At 48.3% G+C, this 21,671-nt stretch carries 21 protein-coding genes and 1 riboswitch; of the genes, 6 read left to right on the top strand and 15 right to left on the bottom strand.

What is annotated here, in order from left to right; translation table 11 throughout:
• Positions 1-115 precede the first annotated feature (115 nt).
• Entirely contained in the window at positions 116-973 is an 858-nt protein-coding gene (locus MKY22_RS01470) for a TerC family protein (protein WP_214861633.1), read from the bottom strand.
• A 329-nt stretch (positions 974-1,302) separates the two neighbouring features.
• Between MKY22_RS01470 and folE2 the strand changes: the two genes are divergently transcribed.
• From folE2 to MKY22_RS01450, 4 genes are all read left to right on the top strand, one after another.
• Positions 1,303-2,208, top strand: a complete 906-nt coding sequence (gene folE2 / locus MKY22_RS01465) for a GTP cyclohydrolase FolE2 (RefSeq protein ID WP_035411393.1) — start codon at positions 1,303-1,305, stop codon at positions 2,206-2,208.
• A gap of 110 nt (positions 2,209-2,318) precedes the next feature.
• Complete coding sequence (locus MKY22_RS01460; protein WP_341086011.1) at positions 2,319-4,085, top strand: LytS/YhcK type 5TM receptor domain-containing protein; 1,767 nt, start codon at positions 2,319-2,321, stop codon at positions 4,083-4,085.
• A complete protein-coding gene (locus tag MKY22_RS01455) occupies positions 4,066-4,761 on the top strand; it encodes a LytR/AlgR family response regulator transcription factor (RefSeq protein ID WP_214729667.1) in 696 nt (231 codons plus the stop codon). The genes MKY22_RS01460 and MKY22_RS01455 overlap by 20 nt, the downstream gene beginning before the upstream one ends.
• A 139-nt stretch (positions 4,762-4,900) precedes the next feature.
• On the top strand, positions 4,901-6,694 hold the full coding sequence (locus MKY22_RS01450; RefSeq protein ID WP_290776379.1) for a carbon starvation CstA family protein: 1,794 nt from the start codon (positions 4,901-4,903) through the stop codon (positions 6,692-6,694).
• Positions 6,695-6,755: 61 nt separating this feature from the next.
• Here the strand turns inward: MKY22_RS01450 and MKY22_RS01445 are convergent, their stop codons facing one another.
• The 12 genes from MKY22_RS01445 to pta form a co-directional block, all read right to left on the bottom strand.
• Positions 6,756-7,580 carry an energy-coupling factor transporter transmembrane component T family protein gene (locus MKY22_RS01445; RefSeq protein ID WP_341086002.1) on the bottom strand — a complete coding sequence of 275 codons (825 nt, stop codon included), beginning with the start codon at positions 7,578-7,580 and terminating at the stop codon, positions 6,756-6,758.
• Positions 7,571-9,274, bottom strand: coding sequence for an ABC transporter ATP-binding protein (locus MKY22_RS01440; RefSeq protein WP_290776376.1), 1,704 nt, complete (start codon positions 9,272-9,274; stop codon positions 7,571-7,573). The genes MKY22_RS01445 and MKY22_RS01440 overlap by 10 nt, the downstream gene beginning before the upstream one ends.
• A gap of 70 nt (positions 9,275-9,344) precedes the next feature.
• Complete coding sequence (locus MKY22_RS01435; protein ID WP_341086000.1) at positions 9,345-9,896, bottom strand: ECF-type riboflavin transporter substrate-binding protein; 552 nt, start codon at positions 9,894-9,896, stop codon at positions 9,345-9,347.
• Positions 9,893-10,750, bottom strand: a complete 858-nt coding sequence (locus MKY22_RS01430; protein ID WP_341085999.1) for an SAM hydrolase/SAM-dependent halogenase family protein — start codon at positions 10,748-10,750, stop codon at positions 9,893-9,895. The genes MKY22_RS01435 and MKY22_RS01430 overlap by 4 nt, the downstream gene beginning before the upstream one ends.
• 372 nt (positions 10,751-11,122) lie before the next feature.
• Positions 11,123-11,566, bottom strand: a complete 444-nt coding sequence (locus MKY22_RS01425) for a GDYXXLXY domain-containing protein (RefSeq protein WP_341085997.1) — start codon at positions 11,564-11,566, stop codon at positions 11,123-11,125.
• The gene (locus MKY22_RS01420; RefSeq protein WP_341085996.1) at positions 11,563-12,366 is read right to left on the bottom strand and encodes a hypothetical protein; all 804 of its coding nucleotides are present in this window, start codon (positions 12,364-12,366) and stop codon (positions 11,563-11,565) included. Before MKY22_RS01420 ends, MKY22_RS01425 begins: the two co-directional genes overlap by 4 nt.
• A complete protein-coding gene (locus tag MKY22_RS01415; RefSeq protein WP_341085994.1) occupies positions 12,323-13,927 on the bottom strand; it encodes a methyl-accepting chemotaxis protein in 1,605 nt (534 codons plus the stop codon). The genes MKY22_RS01420 and MKY22_RS01415 overlap by 44 nt, the downstream gene beginning before the upstream one ends.
• Before the next feature lie 155 nt (positions 13,928-14,082).
• Positions 14,083-14,382, bottom strand: coding sequence for a rhodanese-like domain-containing protein (locus tag MKY22_RS01410; protein WP_023466762.1), 300 nt, complete (start codon positions 14,380-14,382; stop codon positions 14,083-14,085).
• 120 nt (positions 14,383-14,502) lie between these two features.
• The gene (locus MKY22_RS01405; protein ID WP_341085992.1) at positions 14,503-15,879 is read right to left on the bottom strand and encodes an amino acid permease; all 1,377 of its coding nucleotides are present in this window, start codon (positions 15,877-15,879) and stop codon (positions 14,503-14,505) included.
• A gap of 221 nt (positions 15,880-16,100) precedes the next feature.
• On the bottom strand, positions 16,101-17,402 hold the full coding sequence (locus MKY22_RS01400; protein ID WP_341085991.1) for a nucleobase:cation symporter-2 family protein: 1,302 nt from the start codon (positions 17,400-17,402) through the stop codon (positions 16,101-16,103).
• Complete coding sequence (locus MKY22_RS01395) at positions 17,399-17,983, bottom strand: xanthine phosphoribosyltransferase (protein ID WP_029343182.1); 585 nt, start codon at positions 17,981-17,983, stop codon at positions 17,399-17,401. Before MKY22_RS01395 ends, MKY22_RS01400 begins: the two co-directional genes overlap by 4 nt.
• A gap of 75 nt (positions 17,984-18,058) precedes the next feature.
• Positions 18,059-18,158: riboswitch (purine riboswitch) on the bottom strand.
• A gap of 70 nt (positions 18,159-18,228) precedes the next feature.
• Positions 18,229-19,215: a phosphate acetyltransferase gene (gene pta / locus MKY22_RS01390; RefSeq protein WP_029343181.1), complete on the bottom strand. Its 987-nt coding sequence runs from the start codon at positions 19,213-19,215 to the stop codon at positions 18,229-18,231.
• A 345-nt stretch (positions 19,216-19,560) separates the two neighbouring features.
• On the opposite strand from pta, the gene hemQ reads away from it, so the two are divergent.
• Together hemQ and MKY22_RS01380 are read left to right on the top strand one after the other, a co-directional pair.
• Positions 19,561-20,337 (top strand): hydrogen peroxide-dependent heme synthase, encoded by a 777-nt coding sequence (gene hemQ, locus MKY22_RS01385; RefSeq protein ID WP_341085986.1) that lies wholly within the window; start codon positions 19,561-19,563, stop codon positions 20,335-20,337.
• Between the two features lie 92 nt (positions 20,338-20,429).
• Positions 20,430-20,579 carry a hypothetical protein gene (locus MKY22_RS01380; protein ID WP_023466754.1) on the top strand — a complete coding sequence of 50 codons (150 nt, stop codon included), beginning with the start codon at positions 20,430-20,432 and terminating at the stop codon, positions 20,577-20,579.
• A 95-nt stretch (positions 20,580-20,674) separates the two neighbouring features.
• Here MKY22_RS01380 and MKY22_RS01375 read toward each other — a convergent pair whose 3' ends face one another.
• Both MKY22_RS01375 and MKY22_RS01370 read right to left on the bottom strand, forming a co-directional pair.
• On the bottom strand, positions 20,675-21,043 hold the full coding sequence (locus MKY22_RS01375) for a DUF423 domain-containing protein (protein WP_029343179.1): 369 nt from the start codon (positions 21,041-21,043) through the stop codon (positions 20,675-20,677).
• Between the two features lie 2 nt (positions 21,044-21,045).
• Positions 21,046-21,651: a trimeric intracellular cation channel family protein gene (locus MKY22_RS01370; RefSeq protein ID WP_023466752.1), complete on the bottom strand. Its 606-nt coding sequence runs from the start codon at positions 21,649-21,651 to the stop codon at positions 21,046-21,048.
• Between the last annotated feature and the right edge of the window lie 20 nt (positions 21,652-21,671).

Raw genomic sequence — 21,671 nt, 5'->3', positions numbered from 1 at the left:
CGGAAAGAAAAAGATACAAGCTCGACTCAAGTACTTAACCTTGTGTTTTATTCCCATTGTTTAAGAAAACCTAACACAAAAAAACGACCCGTCATCGACGGATCGTTTCCATTTCTTATAAGTTTTGATCAACTTTCTTTTCAGCATCTGGATTTGGTTTCGTTTTTGGTGAAGAGAACCAACCCCAAAGAGCAAGACCGACCATGACTGTCCAGAAGAATGCCTGCCACGGTGTACTGTGGGCGAATCCTTCAGGAAGCTTCAAGGATTCAAAGATCGTTCCTTCGATTGATGCGTGGTATTTCGGGTGTTCAAGCGCCAGAACGGCTAGCTTCACACCGACCCAGGCGACGATTGCAAAGGCTGCTGTCTCAAGACCTGGGCGATCTGCGAGTAATTTAACAAAGACACGTGCTGCGAACCGCATCAAGACGACACCCATCAAACCACCTGTTAAGATGACGATGAAGTGACCTGTGTTCAAACCACCGATTTCACCTGATCCCCAGTTTGGAAGGGCAACGGCAAGTGCTACTGCTGCAAGAATCGAATCGACAGCAAACGCTAAGTCTGCGAATTCGATTTTCGCGACTGTCCGCCAGAATTCACCTTTTGAAACTGGCTCCTCCGACTTCGGTTCTTCATCTAGCTCATTTTCAGCCCCATGGTTCTCACCGAGCTTCCTGGCTTTAACGGTCTTATAAATATGCCGTAGTCCCATGATGAGCAAGTACGCCGCTCCAAGTGCTTGGATTTGCCAAATGTCGACGAGGAACGAAATCGCGAACAATGCCGCGAATCGTAAGACGAACGCTCCAGCTAGTCCATAAAAAAGTGCTTTCTTTTGTTGTTCTCCTGGTAAGTGCTTGACCATGACCGCGAGTACGAGTGCATTATCTGCCGAAAGTAATCCTTCAAGCGCGATCAAGACGAGTACGACCCAGGCATACTGTAATAGTAACTGCCAATCCATCTCTGTCATCCCTTTCTTTAATTACCTGTAAAATAAAAAAACTTCAATTATTGACCATGACTAAAAAACAATGATTACACGTTCACCTGAACATATAGTATAGGATAGTGTACCCGATTGCAAGTAAGTTATTCCTGTAGCTATAGAATGTGTTGATTTTAAGTCGTGCGAGTTTCGTTTATCGAACGTTCATGATAAAATTCAAGACAATACTTCTAGTAATGAAACGATGAAACACATTTGCGGAATCATCAGACTTGCTCGTCTCTAGCATTCCTGTCATGTTATTACTATTGAAACACTACAAAAGGACAAAGGGGCCCATAAATATGTCTACCTACCCGATTACGTTACCAACGAAAGAAGAGCGCCATAAGCTATTCGGTTCGGTACCACCAATCAAAGGAACAAAACCGACTGAAAAAGATAAAATGGTCGACTTGCAAAATACACCGAAGAACTTCCTGTTCGCACTTGACGCTGTTGGAATCTCAAACGTTAAACATCCTGTCGTCATCCAAGACGGGGACAAAACACAAGCGACAGTCGCAACGTTCGAGTTGTCGACGTCACTCGTACAAGACCGTAAAGGGATCAACATGAGTCGCTTAACGGAACAACTTGATCAATACCACAACGAAGGTTGGACAGTTACGAATGAATCACTCATTCAATTCGCGCGTGATTTAGCGGACCGTATGGAACAAACAGAAGGTCAATTGACGATCCGTTACCCATGGTTCTTTACACGTAAAGCACCTGCAACGGGACTTAGTGGGTTGATGAATGCCGAAGTATGGCAAACGGTCAGCGTCAACACGGAAACGAATGAAGCGACATTATCTGTCGGCTTGACGATCAACGTCACGACACTTTGCCCATGTTCGAAAGAAATCAGCGAGTACAGTGCCCACAACCAACGTGGCTACGTCACGATGGAAGCTTCGTTACGTGATGAAGCAGAAGACTTTGACTGGAAACAATCATTGCTTGATGCGGCTGAATCAAATGCTTCTGCCCCACTTCACCCGGTACTCAAACGTCCGGATGAAAAACGCGTGACAGAGATGGCATACGAAAACCCACGTTTCGTAGAAGACATGGTTCGCTTGATTGCTGCTGACCTGTACGAAATGGACCCAATCGCTTCATTCTACGTCGAATGCCGTAACGAAGAAACGATTCACCAACATGACGCGATCGCACGGATCACGTTCGATAAAGACGCACAATAAGTAAGTCTGCCGTACTCTCTCTTAAACCGAGCGAGTACGGCTTTTTTTGTATACCGGCATTGCTCTCCGTTTTGCGAGCGTTTACACTTAACTCGAATGGAGGAATGCACATGTTGGAACTGATTCCTTTTTTACTCGAACGACTCGGTATCATGATCATCTTAGCGTTCATCCTCGCCCAGTGGGGACCGACACGAAGGTTGCTACGTCAACCGGAAGCAGGCTGGCAATTCCGTGTCCTCGTCCTATTTTTTGCGACGTACGGCATTTTAAGCAACTATACAGGGGTCAAAGTCGACTTAGCTGAATTCTTACCCCATGCTTGGCTCGAAGAAGTCGACGGGACATCAGCGATTGCAAACACACGAACGATGATCGTCGTCATCAGCGGATTGCTTGCTGGTCCGCTCGGTGGATTGATGACCGGATTGATCGTCGGGGTTCATCGGTATTCCCTCGGCGGATTCACAGCGTTCGCTTGCGCGCTTTCGACCGTCATCGCCGGTGGTGTCAGCGGTCTCTTACGCTCCTATTGGCGCGACCGTCTCAGTAGCCAAGCATTATTGCCCGTGTGTCTGACTGCTTTTTTAATGCTGTTTGAAATGTCGTTGATTTTACTATTCGCCCGACCCTTTGATGCGGCAGTCGAACTCGTCCAGTTCATCTTCTTACCGATGACACTGATCAACGTCCTCGGTGTCTGGTTGTTCTTATCGATCATCCGCCTTGCTGCGCGAGAAGAGGAAACGGTTCGGGCACGAGAAGCAGAACGGTCGTTGCATATCGCCGATTTGACGCTTCCGCATCTGACGCGTGGTCTACATATTCATACGGCAGAAGCTGTCGCGGAAATTCTGTTGCAACAAACGCGAGCCGAAGCCGTCTCACTGACGGATCGTTCCGTCATCTTGGCCCATATCGGTATCGGGAGCGATCACCATCAAGCTGGGAGTCACTGGACGACGAAACCGACCGAGCATGTCTTGCAGGACGGACAAGTCCGTCTTGTGACAGAACGACTCGATATCGGCTGTCCCGTAACGGATTGTCCGCTTCAAGCTGGCATCATCGCTCCGCTTATCGTCGGGGAAACGACGATCGGGACGTTGAAAGTCTATTATCCTCATGCTGAATTGCTCGACGCCGTCGAAGTCGAACTCATTGAAGGGTTAGCGAAACTGTTCTCGACACAACTGGCACTCGGGAACGCCCAGCGGCAAGCCGGTTTACTGAAAGATGCCGAGATCCGGGCACTCGAAGCACAAATCCATCCCCACTTCCTGTTTAATGCGATCAATACGATTTATGCACTGTGCCGGACGGATGTCGAACAAGCACGCACGTTGTTGCTCGAATTGTCGACGTTCTTCCGCAGTAACCTCCAAGGCGCACGATCGACGAAAATTCCGCTCCAAAAGGAACTCGAACACATCGAAGCATACACATCGCTTGAAGCCGCTCGTTTTCCGAATCGTCCGTTTCTCGACATTGATTTAGCAGACGAGACGACGTCTTTACTCGTTCCACCGTTCATCTTACAACCGTTGATCGAAAATGCGTTCCTTCATGCGTTTTCTTCTGAACAGACAGGATATGTCGGGGTGACGGCATGGTGTGAGGCAGACCAGCTGTGTCTCGAAGTCGTCGACAACGGACGCGGGATTGACGCTTCGCGCCTTGCTCGTCTCGGTCGAGAAGTCGTTCCGTCCTCGGGCACCGGTACCGCATTATTCAATACGGCAGAACGGATTCGAAGTTTATATGGTGAAAAGGGACAGTTTACGATCACGAGTGACGGTCAAAACGGCACGACGATCGCGATTCGTCTCCCGATTGAAGTCAGAAAGGAGATCCAGCATGCGCACCTTGTTGATTGAAGATGAACCGCTCGCACGCGATGAGCTCCGTTATCACGTGACCGCAGCCGGTCTTGAAGTCGTCGGGGAAACCGGCAGTGTCGAGGAAGCTGAACGACTCGTTCGCTCCCTTCAACCCGACTTAGTCTTTCTCGATATCGAGCTAACGGACGGAAGCGGTCTTGAAGTCGCCAAACGCTTGAAATCGATGCCACGTCCTCCGGCTCTTTTGTTTGTGACGGCATATGATGCTCATGCGCTTGAAGCGTTTGAGCTCAATGCCTATGATTACATCTTAAAACCGTATGATCCGGCACGGATTGTCCGTGCGATTGAAAAAGTTGCGCGACCGCTTCCGAAAAAAGCACCTCGACTTGAACGTTTAGCCGTTGAGACGGGCGAACAACTGAAATTATTGTCTCCTCAAGATATCGATTACATCGTCGCTGAGAACGGGAAGACGAAGATCGTCACGGAGCACCATGCGTATCCATCGAACGAGACCTTACTCGAACTCGAACGAAAGCTTCAAGATCATCGCTTTTTACGAGTTCATCGCTCGTACCTCGTCAACTTATCAGCAATCGATGCCATCGAACCTTGGTTCAACGGAGCCTATAATTTAAAAATTCATCAGATTGATGTGCCAGTCAGCCGGACGTATGTCAAACTACTGAAAGAAGCGCTCGGTATTTGAGCGCTTCTTTTTTGTGATTCAAGGTCCATTTTCAACCTTTCATCGAACGAAACCGACAACTCATCTAAAAATCAAAGAAAGCGCTTCCATAACTTGTATACTAAATCCATCATAGTTCATTCAAGAGGAGGAATTTTAGATGAGCGCTACTCCAATCGTTATTGCTGTCATCTGTATCTTATTAATCGCGTATCGTCTCTACGGCACGTTCATGGCCGCGAAAGTCTTAAAAATCAAAGATGATCGCGAAACGCCCGCTCATAAATTAGCGGACGGAAAAGATTACGTCCCAACGAACAAATGGGTCTCGTTCGGACACCACTTCGCAGCAATCGCTGCTGCCGGTCCACTCGTCGGACCTGTCCTTGCTGCACAGTTCGGATATCTCCCTGGCTTACTGTGGCTCTTGATCGGTGCCGTCATCGGTGGAGCGGTCCATGATATGGTTGTTCTTTTTGCCTCGATGCGCCAAGACGGTCAGTCGCTGTCTGAAGTCGCTAAAAAAGAGCTGGGACCAGTCGCTGGTTTTTGTGCCGGTCTGGCGATGCTCTTCATCATCACGATCACGATGGCTGGTCTATCGATGGTCGTCTTGCATGCCCTGGAACATAACCCATGGGGTACATTCGCTGTCTTCTCGACGATTCCAATCGCGATGTTCGTTGGGATTTACTTACGTAAAGGTGGCAATTTAGCACTTGCTTCAACAGTTGGTTTTCTACTTATTCTAGCTGCGATTGGTTTTGGTCCTCAGTTAACGGAAACATTCATCGGTGACTGGTTCGATCTTTCATCCCGTCAACTCGCAATTGCTTTACCGATTTATGCATTCTTCGCTGCTGCACTGCCAGTGTGGCTCTTACTCGCACCTCGCGACTATTTATCGAGTTTCATGAAAATCGGTGTCTTCCTTGCCTTGATCGTTGGTGTCTTCATCATCAACCCAGACATTCGATTCCCAGCATTCACGAAATTCGTTAATGGTGGTGGTCCAATCATCGCTGGTCCAGTCTGGCCATTCATCTCGATCACGATTGCCTGTGGTGCAATCTCTGGTTTCCACGCTTTCGTCGGTTCTGGTACGACACCGAAGATGATCAATCGATGGAGCGACATCAAACCCGTTGCCTTCGGTGCTATGCTTGTCGAATGTCTTGTTGCCGTCATGGCATTGATCGCTGCGACATCGCTTGAAGTCGGTGATTACTTCGCCATCAACTCAACACCAGAAGTATTCGCGACGCTCGGTATGAGCACAGTCTATCTAGATGATCTATCCCGTGAAATCGGTCTTGATTTGGCAGGTCGAACAGGTGGTGCCGTCTCACTCGCTGTCGGTATGACGTTCATCTTCCGCGCCATCCCGTGGTTTAAAGAGATTGCCGGATTCTTCTTCCAATTTGTTATTTTGTTCGAAGCGGTTTTCATCCTAACAGCAATCGATGCCGGAACGCGCGTCGCCCGTTACTTGATTCAAGATTTCTTCGGAGAGTTCTACAAACCACTCAAACGTGTCGACTGGATTCCAGGTGCCATCTTCGCTTCAGCACTCGGAACATTCTTCTGGGGCTATCTCTTGTTCTCAGGTGACATCGGTTCGATTTGGGCATTATTCGGGGTATCGAATCAGCTGATGGCGTCGATTGGCTTGATCATCGGAACGACGATCATCTTGAAAATCGCCGATAAAAAAGTCTATGCCCTGACGACGTTCATCCCGCTCGTCTATCTTCTGATCACAGTAACGTTCGCGGATATCTGGATGGTCGCAAACGTCTATGCGAATCCCGATTCTCCAGGTTTCAGCATCTTGAATACGGTCTTGTCCGTAACGATGGGACTGCTCGCGATTGTCATCACGATCTCAGCCGTCAAGAAATGGATTGAACTGTTGAATTCACCACGTTGGGAAAATCAAAAACGATCTGCGTAAGCGGATTGGTCATATGACAAAAGGCAGTGGACGCATCCACTGCCTTTTTCGTATCTCATTTTTAAAACGGATTATAAAAGCGATTACCATCATAGAAAGTAACGACGAATGACAAAACCGTCAAAAGTAGCACACAGCCGATCGCGACATAATCGATTCGTGTCATCGTCTGTTGGTTGTACCACGTCCGCTTTCGTCCGGCACCGAATCCACGGAGATCCATCGCATTACTGACGGTCTCAATCCGCTCCAAACTCGTAAATAGCAACGGAAGTAAAATCTGGATGCTATTACGTGCCCGTTGCCAAACGGAACCGTGTGAGACGGCAATCCCCCGTGCTTCCTGAGCATTCGCGATTGTCCGAAAATCCGTTTGAACGTCCGGAATGTAACGGAGCGCTAAGGAGACCGCAAAGGCAATCTTATACGAAACACCAATCCGATTCAACGAAGAAGCGAACTCCGTCGGATGGGTCGTCACGAGAAACAACACAGCAATCGGAACAATCACACTGTATTTTAAGATTAAATTGAACAGATAAAATAATTGTTCTGCGGTCACCGTAAATCGTCCGATTCCTTCAAGTAAGACGTGACGCGATCCGTAGATCGCTACGCCTTGCTCTGGTTCGAACAGATAAACGGCGAGTGCATTAATCAGGACGAATAGCGCTGTAAAGATCAAGACGAACCGGACTTCCCGAAACTGGATACGCGACAAGCGGAATAATACGATACTGACTAACCCCATCACAAGTAAGACACGTGTATCATAGGTGAACATCGTCGCTGTCGTAAATAACAAGAATCCGATTAGTTTCGTCGTTCCCGTCAAACGATGAATCGGTGACTTTTTTTCAATATAACCAAGCATTTCTACAGCCATTGTTCCCGCTCCTTTCGCTCCGTCGTAATCACGGACTCGACGAATCGTTCCGGGTCTATATCAAGATATTGCGCTATCGTAAAGAGTGATGTTTGTTTTAAATGGGCGTGATGCAGTAATTGTTCTTGATTCAGCAGTCCAAATGATGTCCCAGCATAACGAATACGCCCGGCTTGCACGAGGCAGACTTGATCGCTGTATTCTAAGACGAGATGCATGTCATGCGTGATGATGAGTAACGTCATCCCGTCCTGCTTCAATCCTTCTAAAAAGTCCATCATATCCGAATAATGCCGATAATCTTGACCGGCTGTTGGTTCATCGAGAATCAAGATATCCGGTCGTCGAACGAGAATCGAAGCAATCGTCACTCGTTTCTTCTGACCAAAACTCAGTGCTTGAATCGGCCAATTACGAAACGGATATAATCCGCAACGACGTAATGTCTGCTCGAGACGCTCGTTTTCTTCCGCCTCACTTAATCCGAGCGCCTGCATCCCGTAGCGGATTTCCTCCTGCACGAGGTGCTTCGAAATCATATGATTCGGATTTTGCAGAACGAATCCGATCGCCCCCGCCCGCTCTGCGATCGATTGGTTCGTGATGTCGGTTCCGTCAAGTAGGATCCGACCACCTGTCGTCCGTTGGTAACCACTCAACACTTTCGCAAGCGTGGATTTCCCGGCACCATTCTGACCGACGATCGTCGTCAGCGTTCCCTTTTGAAAAGAGGCTGTCACGTTCTCAAGCACCGGCGTTCCTTGGCGATAATGAAACGCCAACTGTTCAAGTTCGAGCCATGCAGTAGAGGTTACAGTCTCTTTTTGAGGCGCTTCCTCTAAACGCTCCAACACGTCCGTCTGATTGAACTGCTTTAAAAAGGGGTCGATGCGGCTCGGCTGATCTGAAGGTTGAACGGCAAGCCCAGCCCAGCGCGCGGCACTGACATAGAGAGGTTCACGTAAAATCGCTTGTTGAAGCACGCCATTGCTTAAGATGACATCCGGATGGTCATCGGCAATGATTTCCCCATCGACCATGACGATGATGCGGTCAAACGGAATGACGAGTACATCCTCGATTCGATGTTCGACGACGATCAGTGTGCGGTTCGTATCACGTTGCAGTCGATCCATAAGCGCCATCGCTTCTTGTCCCGCTACCGGATCGAGATTCGCGAGCGGTTCATCAAACAGTAAAATGTCCGCATCTTCGACGAGGACTCCGGCTAATGCTGCCCGTTGCCGTTGTCCGCCTGATAGATCATTCAATCGTGCGTGCAAGAGCGCCTCGACATCCGTCATTCGTGCGACGCGTTCGACGATTTCCTGCATTTCTGGTCGCCTAGTCTGTTTGTTCTCGAGCGCAAAGGCGATGTCTTCGCCAACCGATAAACCAACGAACTGCGCATCTGGATCCTGTAACACCGTGCCAATATGCAACGAACGATCAAATAACGATAACTCCCGGGCATCTTGTCCTTTGATCAAGACCTGTCCTTCCCACGTTCCCGGGTACGAGAACGGAATCAACCCATTGATGCACTGGGCGAGCGTACTTTTTCCTGAACCCGACGGTCCAACGATTAAGACGCGTTCTCCTGCTTGAATCGTTAACTGAATCTGCCGGAGTGTCGGTTCCGACTGACTCCGATATGTAAATGAAAAATCCTGAAATTCAATCACGTTTGTCATGTCTTTCTCCCCCCAAGCCAAATGAGCTATGATCCTGCCGACTCTTCGCACAGGATCATAGCTCATTCGGTCAAACTTCGCGTTTCAAGCTGCCTGCTTTACTTCTTGTTTTGGCATAGGTGACGAGTAACAACGTTCCAATGACACCGACTGTCAAGATATTTGATGTCGCAGCGACAGCACCTTGGACGAAGACTTTATTCGCTGGCTCCGAGTAAATTAAGATATCGAGTACCGGTGCAATGATGATCCAACCGATCGCTTGCACGATGGCTTGTGTGACATTGAATAAGACGATTTTGCGTGTCGTCAATCCGCCTTCTTCTAGACGAATCCGGTTAGCGATCAATCCGATGCCAAACCCGACGAAGCCGGAGACGATGACCCAACTCCACCACGGGGAACCATATAAAATCGCATCTTTTAATCCATGACCGATTAAACCAATCAAACCGGCTGTGACCGGTCCGAACAAAACTGCCATGAATGCGAGAAATGCATAGGCTGTCTCGATCGACGTGTTCGGTACGCCTGTCGGAATCGCAGCGAATCGACTTAAAATGATGAATACAGCTGCTCCGATCCCGGTTGCGACGATCTGTTTTGTCGTAAATCCTTTCATGTTCGATCTCCTCCTTTAATATGTTGTACGTTAACACTCCAATCATTTCCGATCCCAACCTCAAATGCATGCGCAAACGAACCTTGATTCAAGGCAAGAGCAATCTGATCTAGCGAATTGATGTAAACGACGCCTGAACCGACTGGTACGTCGGCGAACGAATGACCAAAGAGGAGTGTCTGTTCATAGACGATTCGTTCCCGATACGAAATCATTACCTTGACGTGGCTGCCAATGTCGAGACCCGCCTGACGGACGAGAGCGACCGGAATATTCGTCCAGACATTTCCGAAGCGAACATCGAGAATCTCGACGATACCAGTAACACCGGTATCCGACGACGAGGCAACTGTCCGGTCGAGCAAAACGATGTCCGAAGCAAGTAAAATGGGTCCCACTTCCTCGAAGGTGATGACATGGCTTGATAATCGAGCTCCCGTGAAGGCAAAGATATCTCGTCCGTGGAACGTATACGATTCCCCCATCCGCGGTAAGCGATGCCGTCGATCATCGAGTTGCCTCACTTCAGCAATGTATCCGGCTTGCCAAAGATGCGTCAACGTTCCGTTATCCGGTGTGATGATGTATTGATTCGCATGCGTCCGCGCGACGACACTCTTTCGACTTGATCCGACTCCTGGATCAACGACAGAAACGAACACCGTTTGCTCCGTCCAGTACGGTACCGTCTGCAGTAACCGATAGGACGCTTCCCAAATGTGGAACGGTGGAATGTCGTGCGTCAAATCAAAAATCCGAATCTCCGGATTGATGCTGTGGGCTACTCCATACATCGCACTCACTGCCCCGTCACTCACGCCAAAGTCTGATTGCAATACCAATGCTTCTGCCATCTCGTCATCCTCCTCCTGCGCGAACGTCCCCACAAAAAAGACACCACGCCCTCATCTCTCAGGACGTGATGTCTGATCACGTGGTACCACCTTCGTTCATGGCTCAACTCACGTTCAGCCACCTCTAGGAGTACGAGACTCCATGGAATGCTAACGGTATCCGTCCTACCGGTCGGTTCTACTGATGAACACGGTTCACGTTCTTCCGACTGCTCCGGGACCATCTTCAAATGACGAAATCGTCTCATTTCCAGCAACAGAGACTCTCTATCGATTTCTGATCACTCTACTCTTCCCGTCTACGCATGCAGATTTAGTTGTCTGAAAATTTAAATTAATAGTACAACCGTTTCATTGCTGACGCAAGGTTTTTTATTCAGAAATTTTTAAATTCGTCGTCCGGATCGTTCCCCATGGTGACACATCCGCACGGACTTCTAGTGCTTTAGCTTTCTCGTATTGTTTTCCGCTTCCCTGTTCGACATAATATTGCGTCAACTGTGGAATCGACACGTATTGATCGTAATAGTCGCCAGCAACACTTCCGAAGAATCGTTCATTCGAAATCCGGTCGATTTGAGCATAACCAGAAGCATCTGTCTTGAAGCTGACATAAACACGCCCATTTTGAATCGTCGGACCTGGTTTTAAATCCGGATACTGAAGCATCACGTATTCACCGTAAACGGGATCAAACGGATCAAACGGCTCTGCCCGAAAACAGTACGATGTTCCGAACCAGGAGGTCGCAAAAAAGCTGACGATCAACAGACCAACGGCGCACGTCTGCAATACAGGCATTAAATAGCGCTTCATGACGCCACACCTCCTCTACGGCGTAACCACCATAAGACACCGGACAATAGGAAGATGAGGAGCGCACCGATGAGGAAAAACAAAGACATGTTCAAACGATCCCACGCATAGATGACGTATATCGCGAGTTGAACGAGAATGAAATAGAGGAAGGCTGGCCAGATGATCGCATGACGACGTTCTTGATACAACAGATACAGTAGCGCGGATAGTTCAACGAGAATAGCGAGTAGAATGGCCTGTTCATCAAGCCACAGGACTCCAACGAATCCAAGCGGAACGATAAACAATAAGGAGTGACGTTTTTGATAGAGGAAAATTCCTAACCCGATGGATACGATAGCTAGCAGAATCGCTTCTGTCATGGATGGTAATGCGGCATTTGATTCCGCACGTACAGACAGATAGACGATCGAACTGATGGCAGCGACGACCAGATAGACCATTTCGACGATCCGACGATTGGACTCCTCACGAACAAGCCAGAGAACTGGAACGAGTAAAAACAGCGACCAGACCGGCCACAGAAATCCGTCATATGATACAAGGAGAAACAAGGAGAGACCACTGAAGAAGAGAAACAGCCAGCTAAACAAAAGCGATGGCAGACGTTGGCTGAAGTAAAACCAACTGAACGACAGCACGACCATCAGACCGAACGATGTCCAGTCGAGATAACTCGCCTGTTCTTGACCAAAACCACCGAGACTCGTGAAGATCGTCCATCCGGAAAGGAAGGCTACGACACCGTATGCTTCATGACGCCAAAGCATATAATGCACTAATGCGGCGACAAACATACACCAACTGAGCAATGATCCTTCCATCGGCAAGTGAAAACTTTGAACAACTACGAGAATCGAGGCGCCAAACGCTAGGATTCCACCGATTCGAAAGACGACCGGATGAAGAACACGACGACGTTCCGAAAGATCCGCCATGATGTAACACATCCACATGAGTGCTACGACAAGTCCGATTTTCCAGCCGATCGGCATCGATTTCTTTCATCTGCTGAACATTTTGCAGTACAGCAACCGTTCCGTTCTCAGCTTCTGTTGCCGTTGAACGTGATAGCTCTGACACATCTGTTGAGCTCTCAGCGATCCGCATGATGCCGGCTGTAATCGACTGGAGCGAGACCGCGTTCGCATCGAGTTGACGTTTTGACTGATCGGCCCCCGCTGCGACCTGTTGAATCGATCCCGCAATCTGTTCCGATGCGGACGTCGTCTGAGCAGAGTTCGCCATTAATTCCTGTGACGAACCGGCCACTTGTGTGATTGACTGATCGAGATTAATGATGATCGAGCGGAGTGAGTCGACCATGACGTTAAAGCTTTGTGCGACCTGTCCAACTTCATCGTTTGATTCAACGATGACCGGTTCCGTTAAATCACCAGACTGAATCCGTTCTGCCTCACGTGTCAAATGACCGAGTGGGCGAAGAATCGAGCGAAGGATGAAGTAAATGAAGACGGCTGCGACGAGTAACATTCCGCCAATGACAGCAAGTGTCGTCCAAAGAATGCTCGACGTCGCATCGGTGATTTCATGATCGTACAGGGTTCCGGTAATCTTCCACTTCGTCAGGTCATTTGTCATGAAGTCCATCTGTTTGCCTTCATTTTCGAATTCATACGAAAATTGTCCGGCTGGATCCGCATAGAGTGGTGCAACCCAGTTCCCTGTCGCTTTTTCACCTGGTTTTAACGTCGGGTGCGTGACGAACTTTTTATTCGAATCGAGAATCGTCACATAACCTTCCTTGCCGATTTTAATCTTTTTCGCGATTTCCGCGATGCGGTCGACATCGACATCAATCGCGACGACACCTCTTCCGTTGCCTGTCGTCTGCGAGAGCGTGACCATCATCTTGTTCGAGGCCGCATCGACGTATGGATCGGTGATGACGACTTTTCCACCTGCTGCTTCCGCTGACTGATACCACGGGCGTTCACGTGGGTCATAATCCTCAGGCATGACCTGTTCCGGGAAAATGTTCATATCCCCTTCCGTCGTCGCGAAGTAGATGTTCGCTGCCTGCGGATGCATGTCGAGGTATTCCGTCATTTTTTCCTTTAACGCTGTATTTTGTTTTCCTTTTTGATAGAGCGTTCCGTCAATCCGGTCCGCAAAAAAGGCGACATCGCGTCGCATCGGATCAATAATATTCTGAATCTCGTCGTTCATCCGATCGACTCCACCATGTGCCGATTGTAGAATTTGCTCCGTCATCGTTTGTTTCGCCTGATTGTAGGCAACAAATCCGATCACGAGCGCTGGAATTACTAATAGGAGAATGGATGTCAGAATTAATTTTTGTTTGATGCTCATCGTGCGTTTGATCTTTTGTTCCATGTGTCACTCCATTCCCGAGTGCAAGGACTCGCTATTCTATCTTCTTTATTGGAAGAACAGCGAAGAATATTCATAGTAAAAATAATAATCGTTCATTGATTCACATGAAAAAAAGACGACCCGTATGGAGTCGTCTTCCTTGGTAGACCTTACCCTTATGCTTCTTGATCGCCCTTCCAGTTCATCATGCCGCCTTCGACGTTGACGATGTCGTATCCATATTGCTCGAGGAAACGACCGACATTTTCACTCCGTGCGCCCGCTTTACAGATTAAGTAGTAGGTTTCACCTTCTTGCAGCTCCGTATAGCGTTCACCGATCTCAGACATCGGAAGGAAGCGGACGTTCGGAATATGTCCTGCATCGTATTCATCCTGCTCCCGGACGTCAACGACGTGTAACGCCTCGCCTGCCTCTAATCGCTCTTGTAACTCGTCTACATGAATCGTTTTCATTTCGTATGACCTCCTGTATGGTTCTGCCGTAAGTGTAGCAAATTCATCATCAAAACAAAACGAAACCGTTTGAAACGAAGTGATGAAAAAGCGGACCCGCTTGCGGATCCGCCCGTTTCATTATTCCCCTGATGCTTTCCGGATCGATTGACGTGTCTCCTTATGCATTCCCCGTGCATAATAGACGGCAATCAAAATCGCGTACCACAATGGTCCAACGACCAAAGCGATGCGTGTACTTGCGTCAAATGCCATTAAGACGATGACACCAGCAAGTGCCGCGAGGGCGATATAGTTGGCGACCGGGAAGAACGGAACAGCGAATTCTGCTGAACCATGTACTTTCCGCGCCCGCATCTGGGCGATCAGAATCATCGCCCACGTCCAAACGGCTCCAAACGTCGCGATACTCGTAACGATCGCAAAGACGTCTTCCGGTAAGAAGTAGTTCAAAGCGACACCAACGAGCAACGCGACACCTGAAAGAATCGTCGCCAGTGCCGGGACACCGTTTTTCGAGATTTTCGAGAAACGACGTGGTGCTTCACTGTTCTCGGATAAGTTCATCATCATCCGGGCTGTCGAGAAGATACCGGAGTTACATGACGAGAGTGCTGCCGTTAAGACAACGAAGTTGATGATGCCGGCTGCTGCTGGAATACCAAGTGAATCAAATAGTAATACGAACGGACTACTATTGTTCGCTCCGACTTGATCCCACGGATAAATCGATAAAATGACGAAGAGCGCACCGATGTAGAATACTAAAATCCGAAGGAAGACGTTGTTAACAGCTTTTCGAATCGTTTTCTTCGGGTTCTTCGCTTCCCCTGCTGTGACCCCAATCACTTCAATTCCTAAGAACGCAAACATGACCATCTGCATGGCAAGAAGTACACCAGTGAACCCGTTCGGTAGGAATCCACCATGTGACCACAGGTTCGAAATCCCAACTGGTGTGCCGCCGTTCCCAAGACCAATGACGATCGTCAAAGTTCCTAAGATGATCATGGCGACGATCGCGACGATTTTAATCAACGCAAACCAAAATTCGAATTCACCATAAAATTTAACAGCAATGAAGTTGATGCTCGTCATCAAGACAAGTGCTGCTAGTGCCCATACCCAGCCCTGGGAATCCGGGAACCATACTTTCATGTAAATACCGACTGCTGTGATTTCCGCCATACACGTAAAAATCCAGAGTAACCAATAATTCCAACCTGTTAAAAAACCAGCTAATGGACTGACATACTTCCGGGCATACTCCGCAAAACTACCAGCTACCGGCTCCCGCACCGTAAGCTCCCCAAGTGCTCGCATGATGATGAAGATGATAATACCACCGATCAGATAACCAAGTAAGATCCCTGGACCTGCCAGTTGGATCGCTTTCGCTGACCCGAGGAAGAGTCCGACACCGATTGCCGCCCCCAGCGACATTAGTGTAATATGACGTTCTTCCAGTCCCCGATTCAACTCTGTCTGTTGTTTCATTTTTACGACGTCCTTCCCGTCTCTGTTTGTTTCTTAGCAGTTCCCCTTACCGCTACGTTGTCAGTATAAAAAAGATGTGTCGATTTTGTAAACGTTTTCATCCAATATTTCTCACCAAATCCACATACTCGGAATATTCTGATTACAATAGCAATATAAAAAAAGGAACCATCTGCTACTAAATAGTATACAGGATGGCTCCTTTCGGAAAGTTACAATTGTTAATCAACTTTAGCAAGTGGTACATCTGCTGTCTCGGACTTCCCGGTCAATCGGAAGATGCCATTCAGTAATAATGCCGTCAGCGATCCCGCGACGATTGGGCTATCCGTCAAGACACGGATTTGTGACGGGAGACCGGCTACGATCTCCGGATTCATGCTGATTCCTAAACCAATTCCGAGCGCGAGTGCCACCGTGATGACGTGTTCATTTTTCGAGAAATCGACCCGGGACAGAATACGAATCCCGGTCGCTGCGACCGTTCCGAACATGATCAACATTGCCCCACCCAGGACGGGTTTTGGAATCAATGTCGTAAACGTCGCCACTTTTGGTAAGAAGCCGAGCAAGATTAAAAATCCGCCCGCAAATAAGATGACTTTACGTGTCTTCACGCCAGTCAACTGAACCAGACCGACGTTTTGGCTGTAGGTCGTATACGGGAAACTATTGAAGATACCGCCAACGATCGTTGCAACCCCTTCTGCCCGGTAGCCACGCGCTAGATCCTTATCCGTCAAGCGACGATCCGTGATCTCACCAAGTGTCAAGAATACACCTGTCGATTCGACCATCGAGACGAGACCCACGAGCGTCATCGTCAAGATAGCGGTCGCATTGAATGTCGGTACACCGAAGTAAAACGGTGTCACCATTTGGAACCATGACGCTTCCGCCACCGGACTGAAGTCGATCATCCCCATTCCGAACGCAACGAGTGTACTGATCATCACAGCAATCAAGACGGCTGCTGCTTTTGAGAAAACAGTTCCATAGCGATTCAAGATTAAAATCAAGACGATCGTCAGTCCAGCGAGTCCGAGATAACGTGCGTCACCAAAGTCCTTCGCGCCCTGTCCGCCTCCGATGTCATTGATTGCAGCCGGAATCAAGGAAATGCCGATGATCGTCACGACAGAACCAAGGACGACTGGCGGAAACAGGACTGCAATCTTACTGAACCAGCCTGAGATGACGAGAATGATCAGCCCACTCGCAATCAAAGCACCGTAAATCGCCGTGATCCCTTGAAGACTACCGATCGCGATCATCGGACCGACTGCCGTGAAGGTACAACCGAGCACGACAGGAAGACCGACACCTGTGTATTTCGTGACGAGTACTTGTAATAAGGTCGCTACGCCACACATGAAAAGATCAATCGCCACTAAATAAGCGAGTTCTTCTCCCGACAATCCGATCGCACTCCCGACGATCAGCGGAACAACAGCTGCTCCGGTGTACATCGCAAGCACATGCTGAAGTCCGAGACTAGCGGCTTTGAAGTTTGATAGTCTCATATGGTCACCGAATTGACGAACGTCGCTTTTCCGTCCTTCAACGACTCCACGCGAGCGAGTGACTCGACACGGAATCCAGCGTCGATCAGTTTTTGACGTCCCGGTTGGAACGACTTTTCAATGACGATTCCAAAACCGGCAACTTCTGCACCTGCCTGTTCAACGAGGCGAGCAAGACCAAATGCCGCTTCCCCGTTTGCGAGGAAATCGTCAATGATCAAGACACGCTCACCTGGTTGCAGGTATTTTTCTGCAACCGTAATCGTACTCGTCTGTTGTTTCGTAAACGAGAAGACTTCAGCTGAAATCGTCCCTTCATTCAAGGTGACGGATTTCGTCTTACGGGCATAGACCATTGGTACACCTAAACGGAGCGCCGTCATCATTGCCGGGGCAATACCACCTGCTTCGATTGTCAAAATCCGCGTGATACCGGCATCTTGGAAGCGGTCCATGAACTCATAGGCGATTTCCCACATCAAGGTCGGGTCGACCTGGTGGTTTAAAAAGGCATCCACTTTCAATACTTGATCCGATAAGACGATTCCCTCTTGATTAATCATGTCGTGTAGACGTTTCATACATGCATTCTCCTCTTTAAAAACGAAAAAACGTACAGCCGCTACCCGGGGGCAGCCACTGTACGTCAAAAAAGAGAGCAGTAACTCACCACCCGTAGTCGGACCGTTACGGCGATCCGGTAGAGACTCGTGGGCCAATTCCCACTATTATACGAGCGTTGCTATACGTTTACGTTTCGTGATTTTCGTGATGTGTACCATTGTACGGGGTTTAGCGAAAAAGTAAAGACTTTTTCAAACCGTGCTTAGGCTTGGCGTTCTTCGACCGCTTGTGCTGCCGTGATGATCGCGAGTTTGTAGACATCCTCTTCGTTACAACCGCGTGAAAGATCGTTGACCGGTTTGTTCAAACCTTGAAGGATCGGACCGATTGCTTCGAATCCACCAAGACGCTGGGCGATTTTGTAGCCAATGTTTCCAGCTTCAAGACTTGGGAAGATGAAGACGTTCGCTTGACCTGCGACATCTGATTCTGGTGCTTTTGATTTCGCGACGCTTGGAACGAATGCAGCATCGAATTGAAGTTCGCCATCGATTGCAAGCTCCGGTGCACGTTCTTTAGCAATACGAGTTGCTTCAACGACACGCTCTGTCTCTGGTGATTTTGCTGAACCTTTTGTCGAGAAGCTAAGCAATGCCACTTTCGGATCGATACCGAATGTTTTTGCTGTTTTCGCAGATGCGATTGCGTTCTCTGCTAGATCGTTTGCATCCGGTGCGATGTTGATCGCGCAGTCTGCAAAGACGTATTGCTCTTCGTCACGTACCATGATGAAGACGCCTGATGTTTTTTTATAGCCTTCTTGCATTTTGATGATTTGAAGTGCTGGACGAACTGTATCGCCTGTTGCGTGCATTGCTCCCGATACAAGACCTTCTGCTTGTCCTGTGTGAACGAGCATCGTACCGAACGTGTTCACGTCTTTTAAGATGACAGCACGTGCTTGCTCTTCAGTTGCTTTCCCTTTACGGCGCTCAACGAACGATGCGACGAGCTCATCAATTCCAGCGTAAGAAGCAGGATCGATCGTATCAAGGCCCGTGACATCGATTCCGTTTGCTGTTGCTGTTTCTTCGATTTGTACACGTGGTCCGATGACGACCGGTGTGACGAGACCGTCTTTCTTCAAACGGACAGCTGCGCCAAGAACACGCGCGTCAATTCCTTCTGGGAAGACGATTTTCGGTTGGTGCGCTTTAATCTTTTGTTCTAACATATCGAATAATTGCATGAGTTTCTCTCCTTTTTAGGTAAACACGACGTCGTCGATTTGATCCATTTTCTTTTCCATCGTTTATTATACACAGTTCTCAATCGTTGTTAAAACAATTTGCAAAAAAGTTATCTAACAAAAGCACTGAAGCCATATCTACCGACTATTACAGTCATTTTCAAGAATGATACAGAGACTATTTCCAAGCAAAGTGATCTCCCCTTCCCCTTTTACCCACTCTCTGCTTTTTTCATGTGTTACGATCTCATGGATAATGACCTTTTCGGGCGAAGCGTTTCAATAGAATGTGATAAGATAGGATATGGAAAAAGACAACTTATTTCAGACTCAGGAGGTCATCCCATGCAACATCAAACATCTGAACCGACTGCTACGCAACAAGCCGCTGAAACACTCGACGGCTGGTATACATTACATGATTTCCGCCGGATCGATTGGTCACGCTTGAAACAAATCGACGCGACAGACCGCGCGCGCATGATTGAAGAGTTCCAAGCTTTCCTCTCAGAGCTTTCTGATGTCGAAGCGACAAAAGACGGAAGCCACGCACTCTATACAATCATCGGTCAAAAAGCCGATCTCGTCTTGATGGTTCTTCGTCCAACAATGGAACAAATCCAAGACGTCGAAGTCAAAATGCAGAAACTTGATCTCTATGATTACTTGATCCCGACGTATTCTTACGTCTCTGTCGTCGAACTCGGTACGTACCGTGGTTCAGGCGAAGGGAACCCATACGAAAATCCGTACGTGCGTGATCGTCTCTATCCGATTCTGCCGCAAGCGAAGCACATCTGCTTCTACCCGATGAGCAAGTCACGTCGCGATGGCGACAACTGGTACACGCTCTCAATGGAGAAACGAAAAGAACTCATGTATCGTCACGGTATGATTGGGCGGAGTTATGCTGGGAAAATTCAGCAAATCATCGGTGGATCAACTGGATTTGACGATTGGGAATGGGGCGTTACGCTCTTCTCAGACGATATTCTTCAGTTCAAGAAAATCGTCTACGAAATGCGTTTTGACGAAGTCAGCGCGAAGTACGGAGAATTTGGTGAGTTCTTCATCGGTAACCGTCTCGAAAGTGATCAATTAAATACTCATTTTGCACTTTAATGTGTTGAATGACGTTTGATTGAAATATCTCATGGGAATATACTCCTTGCGGCTATAAAACAGTAGGTTGAATGACGTAAGGAGGAATTACCATGGGGAATGCTATGAACCGATCGACACGATCGCGTGAATTGCAATTCGCTGTGCTTTCAAAAGAGCTGAAACCGGTTGCAGATCGCGTACTGGATCGCTACGAGCAAGCATTATCGAAGCTAAACAAGACACAAACGACAAAACGATGAATTCGTTTTGATACTTTCGTCTACTCGATATCGAGTGGGCGTTTTTCGTATAAAAAAACCGTTCTTCTTCATGACGGAAGAAAAACGGTCGAACCTCATAATCCTTTATATGCGCCAATTGCGACAAAGATCCATGCTGCGATGAATAAAACGCCACCGATTGGTGTGATGGCACCCAGTTTCGTTACGTTCGTCAATGCCATGACATACAGGCTACCGGAGAAGAACACGATTCCGGCGAGCATCAGCCATGCAGCCAACGACCATTGTGGAATCGATACTTTTAATAAGAGTCCCCCGAGTGCTAGGATACCGAGCGAATGTACCATCTGGTAAAGAACGCCTGTCTGCCAGTTCGCAAGCATCCGTTCCGTTAGCATATCTTTTAAGGCGTGTGCACCGAATGCACCTAGTGCGACCGATAACATCATCGAGATCGCGCCAATCATAATGAATACTTTCATGCTTATTCTCCCCCTAAGCGTCGTGCTGGTAAATTCCATTCATAATAATACGATAGCATACGTAAAACAGTGATGAGTCCGAGCAATGTGAACAAATGTAGAGGATTCGTCAATTGGAAACGATCAATCACGAGTGCTGCCATGACAGCCCACATCGCATAAATCTCTTTATGCAAGACGAGCGGTTTCCGACCCGCCAGCAAATCACGAATCACTCCACCCCCGACACCAGTTAGAACAGCAGCCGAAATCGTCGCTGACAGTGGCAATCCTTTTGCTGTCGCCATCAAAGCACCTTGAATCGCAAACGCCGACAACCCAAGCGCATCCGCGAGGACGCCCCAACGTGTCCAGTGCGGCAAAAACAACTGGGGTAACATGAAGATCAACAACGCAACGAGAATTGCGACTAAGAAGAGACCACCTTGCGACCAAAGAGCGGATACCGGTACACCAATCAGTAAATTGCGAATGGCACCGCCGCCGAATGCTGTGATCAAAGCAAGTAACCAAACACCGAATAAATCATATTTTTCTTCCATCGCAACAATCGCACCACTCATCGCAAAAGCGACCGTGCCGATGATATTCAATAAGTCCCAGGACATGCGCACATTTCACCTTTCTA

It is taken from the genome of Exiguobacterium sp. FSL W8-0210 (genome assembly GCF_038006045.1).
Taxonomy (GTDB): domain Bacteria; phylum Bacillota; class Bacilli; order Exiguobacteriales; family Exiguobacteriaceae; genus Exiguobacterium_A.
The sequence above is the reverse complement of the archived record's forward strand: the minus strand, read 5'-3'. Positions and strand labels throughout refer to the sequence as shown.